Source organism: Shimia litoralis (assembly GCF_005518135.1).
Classification (GTDB): Bacteria; Pseudomonadota; Alphaproteobacteria; order Rhodobacterales; family Rhodobacteraceae; genus Shimia_E; species Shimia_E litoralis.
The window spans coordinates 1-7,972 of record NZ_SULI01000041.1; the positions used below are offsets into that span (position 1 = coordinate 1).

A 7,972-nucleotide genomic window follows, 5' to 3' on the forward strand; every position below is an offset into this window, starting at 1 on the left:
ACATAAACCAGATGCATCTTAGCCAAGCCGCAAACCTGTCCTAAAAAGCAGGACCACTTCATTCATCGGCACATTCACAGCCATTGTGAGAACCATGCCTCCCAATAGGTAGATAATGCCGCCTGCCCCAAAACTCGCGGCGGCAACCTTGCGACCAGATCGATATGCCACAGCCCCCGTCAGCATCATGACAAATGGCGTGCCAAAGAATGCTGGTGCAAAAATGCCGTTTCGCACAGACGCGTTCATGGCTTGCATCGCAGAAATCGCGACATTCGGATCAGCTTGATCCAACCCCCACATGGTGGAACACACCCATGCATAGAAAAAGCCGAAAATGCCCCCTGCCAGCAAAAGCGAGAACATGGCCATCGGAAAAAGAAAAATCTGTCGCATCAATATGCCCTTAAGTTAAAATCACTTTGAGGTCTTAATACGATGGCATGACAGTTTTCCGTCGACATTTTCTAGGCGCGTCAGGACATCCTAGCCATCATGGCCGGGCACATGACGAGACGGCGCAATATAGGGGCGCGTCACATCCTTAAGGGTCACCTCAAGCGCCTCGACCGAAAGCCGAACAGCACCGTCACCCGCCAATGTGATCAAGACCTCGCCTGCGCCATCATCCCCCGCGACAAATTGCACGGACAAGATTGACAGGATAATATCTTTGTCGGTCCGATCGATGCCCTGTGTCGCAACCGCCAGCACATTATCGACCACCATCAAGGCCTGAACGCGCTCTACAGCGCGCCCTCGCGCTTTGGCAGCAGGCACATCTTCCCAACGAAACCGATTGATAAGAAGCGCAAAGCGCCTCTCGGCGGCGCGCCAGGACATTTCAGAGACCGGGAACACTGCATCCTGTGCCAGTGTCGACAGAATTTGCAGATCTTCGGCATCTAGCGCCCCAAGATTCAGCGGGCGTTCTTGTCCATCTTCAAAGCTTGCGTCTTGCATGATTATGATTTCACCCGTTCGATATGAGCGCCGATGTTGCCCAGTTTTTCTTCGACCCGTTCGTATCCACGATCTAGGTGATAGACACGATTGACAATTGTTTCACCTTCCGCCGCCATCGCCGCCAGAATAAGGGACACCGAGGCCCGCAAATCGGTCGCCATAACAGGTGCACCTTTCAGCCGCTTGACGCCATGTACGGTGGCCGTGCCGCCGTGCACCTCGATGTCAGCCCCCATCCGCGTCAATTCCGGAGCGTGCATAAAGCGGTTCTCGAAAATCTTTTCCTCAAGCACGGACGTCCCCTCGGCAGTACACAAGAGCGCCATCATCTGCGCCTGCAAGTCGGTTGGGAATCCTGGGAAAGGTTCGGTGGTGACATCAACCGCCTGAATGCGGCCATTCCGACGCGCCACTTTCAGACCCTTTTCGGTCTCCTCGACGTGAATACCGGCGGCATCCAGCTTTTCGCAGAATGCACCCAACAGTGAAATTTTCCCGCCAAGGCATTCGACCTCACCGCCACAGATCGCCGGAGCCAACATATACGTCCCAAGTTCAATCCGGTCTGTGACCACTGGGTGCGTCGCACCATGCAGCCGATCCACGCCCTGAATTTCGATCGAAGACGATCCGTCCCCTTCGATCTGGGCCCCCATGGCACGCAGGCACGTGGCCAAATCCACAATTTCCGGCTCGCGCGCGGCATTATTGATAACGGTTGTGCCCTTGGCCAATGTCGCCGCCATCATAATATTTTCCGTTGCACCAACCGATGCAAACGCCAGATCAATCGTCGCCCCCTTAAGGCCTTTGACCGCCTTGGCATGCAAATATCCGTCCTTGAGTTCGATCTCGGCGCCCAGCGCCTCGAGCCCATGAATATGCAAATCCATTGGGCGTGCCCCAATTGCGCAGCCCCCCGGAAGCGACACAACCGCATGCCCGAGCCGCGCCAGCATCGGACCGAGCACCAAATTTGAGGCCCGCATTTTTCGCACAATGTCATAGTCGGCAATGTGATTATCGATATTATGGCTCGACATGGCTTGTACCTTGCCGTCTTGCAAGCTCGAGACTTCGGCACCAAGCGACGACAACAATTCAGTCATCGTCTTGATGTCGCTCAGTCGCGGGGCATTGGTCAGCGTCAGCGGCTCTTCGCTCAACAGCGTCGCGGGCATCAACGTCAAACAGGCATTCTTGGCGCCTGCAATCGGGATCTGGCCTTTAAGTGGCCCGTTGCCACGTACAATAATCGAATCCATCTGCTCTAACCTTTATCGTTTTTTGCCGAACTTTCGGTTGGTCCCGAAGTCGCACGCGCTTTGGCTTGGGCCTTGCGGCGGCCCATGTTCGCCTTGAGAGCCGCCTTAAGACGGTCCTCACGCGTTTGTTGTTTTGGCTTTGGTTTATTAGGGGGCGATTTGCTTTCCATACCCTTTCCTTACATGAGGTAAAAAAAAGGGTCCAGTTTCCGCTTGCGCCGCCCCACATTTGCGTCTAAATCCGCGCCACGGTAAATGCTGTGGTAGCTCAGTGGTAGAGCGCACCCTTGGTAAGGGTGAGGTCGGGAGTTCAATCCTCCCTCACAGCACCATTTTCCAAGCTTCCACCCCTGCTCGCTCTTCGACACAGCAATGGCGATTGCGCATGCACGTCCGAATGTGCAGGCGTTCGACACCTCCATCCACGGTGACGATTGTATGCATAAATACCACAAAATCAGGGCGTTTTGCATCAAATGGAGCGCGAAAAACTGTCTCGGCCACAAGTTTCCGTTGCGTTAACAGCGGTTTGATCGGCCTAATGGGGTAAATCTATCGGAGGCCACGACATGTATTCTCATCTATTTCGCACAGCATGCTCATTATTGGCAGTAGTGGCAGCATCAAGCGCCTCTGCCGACACCAATTCTCTAGAGGCGGCGCAAAAATCTCCGTTCGTGATGGATATTACCGAAAACACGCGCCTGACGTTCTACGGCTATGTCAAAGGCACGTTTATTTCAGACAGCGACTATGATCTTGGCGATACCACCTTCGGCCTCAAAAATATTGGCACTATTGGTGGACCCGCGGCCGGAAGCTCCAAACGGGCGCATCTGCGTGAAAGCCGGCTCGGGTTCTTTCTCCAGTCCGGAGATGTCAGAGCCCGCATCGAAGGGGACTTCTTTGGAGCAGATGGCTTGCGAACACGCCACGCCTATGTCGCATGGAAAGGCGTTATGGTTGGCCAGAACTGGACCAACTTTATGTCGGTCGAAACCTTGGGGAATACAATTGACTTCCAAGGGCCTGCGGGCTTGCCATTCGCACGGCTGCCACAGCTGAGATATACATTTAAACCAAACGAGAACTGGCGTGTCTCTGCCTCGATCGAAGAAGATGTCGGGAATGCAGATGACCAACACTATACGTTTGCGGCGCGATATGGCTTTGACAAAGGTATGATGCGTGTCGCGGGATTGTACAGAGACACAACCTTGGCAGGGACCGCCGTCAAAGGCTGGGGCCTGAGCCTATCGGGAACATATGACGCTTGGGATGGTGGCAAACTTAGCGGAATTTACACAACGGGCGAAGGGATCTCGGATATCCTTGTCTTTGGCCTGTCAGGCGCAGCCGTGACAACTGGTGGCAATGAAGTTGGCGTAAACGGATTATCATTGGGCATCAGCCAACAGATCGGGGACAAGACGACGCTCGTCGCGACGACCGGCTACACAGATTTGGAAACAGCCGCGGCAACAGACACCAAATCTTTGACGACTTTACACTTGTCAGCATTTCACCAAGTTGCATCAAATGTTCAATTGGGCGTGGAGTATTACACGGGCACGCGCAAACAGGGCAACGGCGTGAAATTCGATGCCGACCGTATACTATTCTCCGCCAAGTTCACTTTCTAAAGCACTTGATGGCTGGTCGACGGCCTGAAATGAAAGGCCGCAGTTATCGATACGGTGCTTTGGTCATGGGCATAGCCGCATCGACGATATCAGCCACGGAATATACGATCAGGGCAATCACAACATAGCCGGTGTATTGACCTGCTAGGGCTCCAAACGGGATGAGTCCCGTAAGACCTGACAAGAAGGCAATTGGAAGCTCGGATATTTTGAACGGCCCAGGTTGGGTTTGTGGCACGCGCGTCGCGACTTGCTCGCGAATCAACCGCGCCATCAAGCGCAAGCTTGCCCCCGTGGCCCCCAATGCCGCCCAAAGCCCCGCCGTACCTAACACCCGATCCGCTAGAATACCGATGGCTGTGTACAAAAGGATGTGCTGAAAGATATCAAAAAAATAGTCTAGATCAGCGCCGAGGATCGACGTTTTACCAGACATGCGCGCGACGGTTCCATCCGAACAATCCAACACCTGAAACAGCGCGCCGCTCAAAAACACCGCCAACGGGGCCCAGCCCAAGGGCAGATACAAAGCGGCAAATGGAGCAATCAAAGCCACCAATAGCCCCACAAGCGAAATTGAAGTCGGGCTATAGCCGGCACGTAAACAGGCCCAACTGATCGGAAGACTGACCACCCTGTACAACACGGTAAATGACCACGCGGTGCGCAATTCTGTTGCGACATGCGCCGATCTCAGTTCTTTGGCGACGTCCATAAATGAAAGGTGCCCAGAGTTTGCCAAAATCGTTTTCCTGCCTAGCTTCGCAGACCTCTTACAAACAATGCCCGTCCTTGTCACGCTGAGCTTGCACACTGGCGCAAGTCTTAACTTGCCAGCCCATGCCCCATAAGCGATCCTGCAAGCATAGAAAAAGGGCCGTTCCATGAACTTCAGTATCTGCATTCGGGTTTTCGTGTTGATTTTCTGCGCTGGCATGCTGGCTTCGTCACCGGGCCACGCCGAAAAACGCTATGCGCTGGTGATCGGGAATTCAGCGTACCAATCTGCTGGCGTGCTGCCCAATGCCACGAACGATGCCCAACTCATGGCGACGGCCTTTCGCGCGATGGGGTTTGAAACAGATGTCCTTGTGGACGTCACCGAACAACAGTTTGGAACCGCAATTGATGCCATCGTTGACAAATACGATGACACCGATGTCGTGGCGTTTTACTTCGCCGGACATGGTTTGCAGAAAGACGGCAAGAACTATCTTGTGCCGGTCGACTCGGCGCTAAAATCAGAAAGCTCGATCGAACGCGAAACGATATCGCTTGATACCATCATCCAAATCATCAAACCCATTCCCATCAGCCTTGTGTTCTTGGATGCATGCCGCAACAACCCTTGGGCAGATCGCATGATCCAACGCTCGCTCAGTGGGTCGCGCAGCGCCTCGGTCAAACGTGGGTTCGCAGTGGTTCAAGCCGAAGGTGATATGCTGATCACCTATGCAACCCTGCCCAATTCGGTGGCATCCGATGGCTCTGGCCAGAACTCGCCATTTGCACGATCTTTGGCGCGCCATATGCGCACCCCGAATACCGAAGTCTCGGTTCTTATGAAGCGCGTCACAAGTGACGTAATGGACGAGACATTGGGCGAGCAGCGCCCCCAACAGCTGTCCCAGATGAAAAAAGAGTTCTATTTTCGCGAAACAGGCGGCGGTCAAACCCAAACCGATGACCTGCGGGCCCTCTTGACTGTTTATCCAGCCAAAGTCAGCGTTGGCCAAGAGGTTTCCGTCGTGGCAGATGTCCCGTCGGCCTGCACGCCGATGTTTGTAAACGTCACGCCCGACAACAAGCTTATTCCCATCCCGCGCAAGTTTTTCCGGCAAGTCGCGATGGACAGCGGCCAAATGCGGTATGAGATTTCCCCCGGTTCACGATACGGGCTGGTGGTTCAGGATTCGGACGCCAAGGGGATTCACCAACTGGGGTTTCTGTGTGAACCCCCAGGGATGACCGCAAAGAAAGACATCCGGAATGTCCTGAAATCAGTGGTCTCAAGAATCTCAGCAGGTCAGGCACAAGGCATGCTTGATACGCCAGGCTTTGGCCAGATCGAGTACGGCTTCAAAGATTTTGAAATTCAGTGAATGGCTGACGACCACTTAGCGTGGCACCAGAACCAATTGTACGCGACGATTGAAGCCCGCCAAGGGGAAGCTCGGGTCCTTGAGACGACTCTCGCCCATTCCAGAGGACAGTACGCGAGACGGGTCCAGTCCGGAAAATCCGCGCACAAGATTGGCCACACTTTGGGCCCGCCGATTGGACAACGTCATGTTGTACGCCTGATCGCCTTTGGCATCCGTGTGGCCCAGAAACAAAAATCTATAGCCATCGAATTTTTCGCTTTTGAGCAGCGTCGACAGATCGACAAGTTTGCTCACCTGATCGCCGCGCACCTGATCCGACCCGGAATCAAACAAAATTTCCATGTCGATTGTTGGTAATGTTTGACTGGCACTCACAATCTTTGCAGGTGCTCCCGGTGACGTCTCCGTGGATACAGACAATGGGGCTTCTTCGTGATCCACAATGCCAAGGTTCACCACATCATCCAAAGACAACGCGGTGGCCGAGCGGAATTCATCATTTGCACAACTGCTTTGATCCAAAAGGCAAGCTTCCATATCTGACTGAGCTGCGACGGGGGACGCCGCACCGGTGTCATCGGCATCCGCGCCCATATCGAAATCTTCAAGCGTCAAAACCGATTGCGCAAGCACCGTACCGCCAAAACAAGCAGCAATAAGAGCATAGCTGAACCAACGCATCTGCGTTCTCCTTGAATGATTCGAGCCCAGAATAGCAAATTTGCAATATTTTTCCAGAACATGGCCGAGCAGACCAAGTCAGAAGCCACCGCAACTTTCCTCTTGCTGCCAACGCGCTGAACCGAGACACTGTCCTGAATTCACGCAAATCAAGGTCGCACAGTTGATGCAACACTCCCTGTTTTCCGACCTCACAACACTTCGCGACCGCGAGACAGGGGAAATCCCCCCATTTAAGACGCAACTCATCAAATGGGTCGGCAACAAACAGCGCTATGCCGATCAGATCATCCGACACTTCCCGCGCAGCTTTGGCACCTATTATGAACCATTTCTTGGCTCTGGTGGCGTGTTGGCCAACCTTGCCCCGTCGCGTGCGCTGGCGTCCGATGTGTTCGGCCCGCTTATCGACATATGGCAATGCCTGTCTCAAGACCCTGATCGCCTGAAACAATGGTATCATGACAGGTGGAGTTATGTGCATGCGGGCGATCAGCTCACGCGGTACGAAGAAATCAAAGCACGGTATAATGCGTCCCCAAACGGCGCAGATCTCCTGTTCTTAAGTCGGGCCTGTTATGGTGGCGTCGTCAGGTTTCGAAAAAAGGATGGGATGATGTCCACGCCCATGGGTTCACATCCAATTGTCAAACCTGAAAAATTCGCGCGGCGCGTGGATATGTGGGTGCCGCGAACGGCGGGGGCAAATTTCGAACGCCTAGATTTTTTGGACGCCTTCGCGCGCGCAAAAACCGGTGATCTGGTGTATTGCGATCCGCCCTATAGCCACTCGCAAAGCATATTATATGGCGCGCAAGCCTTTCGGTTGGCGGATTTGATGGATGCCATCGCTGATGCCAAGGCCCGCGGAGTCTTTGTGGCATTGAGCATTGATGGTACCAAAAAATCTGGGCACACATATTGTGATATCGCTTATCCCGAAGATCTGTTTGAAAATGAGCATTTTGTAAATATCGGGCGCTCTATGCTCAAGCGGTTTCAAATGGATGGTCAAACGCTTGAGGCGGAAGAGGTGAAAGATCGCCTACTTCTCACCTACTAAATCCCGCCTTTCTCCGAAACACCTCTGACCGGCCAAACGAATCGGCCCTTGTTTCCAAAAGCAATTCAATTTGCCAAATTCAACTCCATTGACCGCATTCAGGAAACGTTACGCCTGAACCCTGTGTATCGCTTGGGCCACAACCTGCCCTAAGGTAACGCAATCCTATTGGCGCACATCTGGAAACTGAAGTGGTCCGGCAAATTCGGACAGCGTGCTAAGATGTATCCAACCCGATTGAATGGATAC

10 protein-coding genes and 1 tRNA gene are annotated in these 7,972 nt (G+C 53.5%); 4 read left to right on the forward strand and 7 right to left on the reverse strand.

Annotation, left to right across the window (positions count from 1 at the left end; genetic code table 11):
* Positions 1–18 precede the first annotated feature (18 nt).
* From FAP39_RS16970 to FAP39_RS17620, 4 genes are all read right to left on the reverse strand, one after another.
* Positions 19–396, reverse strand: a complete 378-nt coding sequence (locus FAP39_RS16970) for an anthrone oxygenase family protein (protein WP_138017564.1) — start codon at positions 394–396, stop codon at positions 19–21.
* A 90-nt stretch (positions 397–486) separates the two neighbouring features.
* Complete coding sequence (locus FAP39_RS16975; RefSeq protein WP_138017565.1) at positions 487–963, reverse strand: DUF2948 family protein; 477 nt, start codon at positions 961–963, stop codon at positions 487–489.
* Between the two features lie 2 nt (positions 964–965).
* Entirely contained in the window at positions 966–2,231 is a 1,266-nt protein-coding gene (murA, locus tag FAP39_RS16980) for a UDP-N-acetylglucosamine 1-carboxyvinyltransferase (RefSeq protein WP_138017566.1), read from the reverse strand.
* Between the two features lie 5 nt (positions 2,232–2,236).
* A complete protein-coding gene (locus FAP39_RS17620; RefSeq protein WP_171006912.1) occupies positions 2,237–2,401 on the reverse strand; it encodes a hypothetical protein in 165 nt (54 codons plus the stop codon).
* Between the two features lie 87 nt (positions 2,402–2,488).
* Here FAP39_RS17620 and FAP39_RS16985 point away from each other — a divergent pair.
* Positions 2,489–2,563: transfer RNA gene (locus tag FAP39_RS16985), tRNA-Thr, on the forward strand.
* Here FAP39_RS16985 and FAP39_RS16990 read toward each other — a convergent pair.
* Positions 2,553–2,735, reverse strand: coding sequence for a hypothetical protein (locus FAP39_RS16990; protein ID WP_138017567.1), 183 nt, complete (start codon positions 2,733–2,735; stop codon positions 2,553–2,555). The two genes, FAP39_RS16985 and FAP39_RS16990, sit on opposite strands and share 11 nt — an antisense overlap.
* A 65-nt stretch (positions 2,736–2,800) precedes the next feature.
* On the opposite strand from FAP39_RS16990, the gene FAP39_RS16995 reads away from it, so the two are divergent.
* Complete coding sequence (locus FAP39_RS16995; RefSeq protein WP_138017568.1) at positions 2,801–3,874, forward strand: hypothetical protein; 1,074 nt, start codon at positions 2,801–2,803, stop codon at positions 3,872–3,874.
* 43 nt (positions 3,875–3,917) lie between these two features.
* Here FAP39_RS16995 and FAP39_RS17000 read toward each other — a convergent pair whose 3' ends face one another.
* Positions 3,918–4,616, reverse strand: coding sequence for a CDP-alcohol phosphatidyltransferase family protein (locus FAP39_RS17000; RefSeq protein ID WP_171006913.1), 699 nt, complete (start codon positions 4,614–4,616; stop codon positions 3,918–3,920).
* Positions 4,617–4,758: 142 nt separating this feature from the next.
* On the opposite strand from FAP39_RS17000, the gene FAP39_RS17005 reads away from it, so the two are divergent.
* Positions 4,759–5,976, forward strand: a complete 1,218-nt coding sequence (locus tag FAP39_RS17005) for a caspase family protein (RefSeq protein ID WP_138017570.1) — start codon at positions 4,759–4,761, stop codon at positions 5,974–5,976.
* A 15-nt stretch (positions 5,977–5,991) separates the two neighbouring features.
* Here FAP39_RS17005 and FAP39_RS17010 read toward each other — a convergent pair whose 3' ends face one another.
* Complete coding sequence (locus FAP39_RS17010; protein ID WP_138017571.1) at positions 5,992–6,660, reverse strand: OmpA family protein; 669 nt, start codon at positions 6,658–6,660, stop codon at positions 5,992–5,994.
* Positions 6,661–6,826: 166 nt separating this feature from the next.
* Here FAP39_RS17010 and FAP39_RS17015 point away from each other — a divergent pair, with 166 nt between their 5' ends.
* On the forward strand, positions 6,827–7,723 hold the full coding sequence (locus FAP39_RS17015) for a DNA adenine methylase (RefSeq protein ID WP_138017572.1): 897 nt from the start codon (positions 6,827–6,829) through the stop codon (positions 7,721–7,723).
* Positions 7,724–7,972 lie beyond the last annotated feature (249 nt).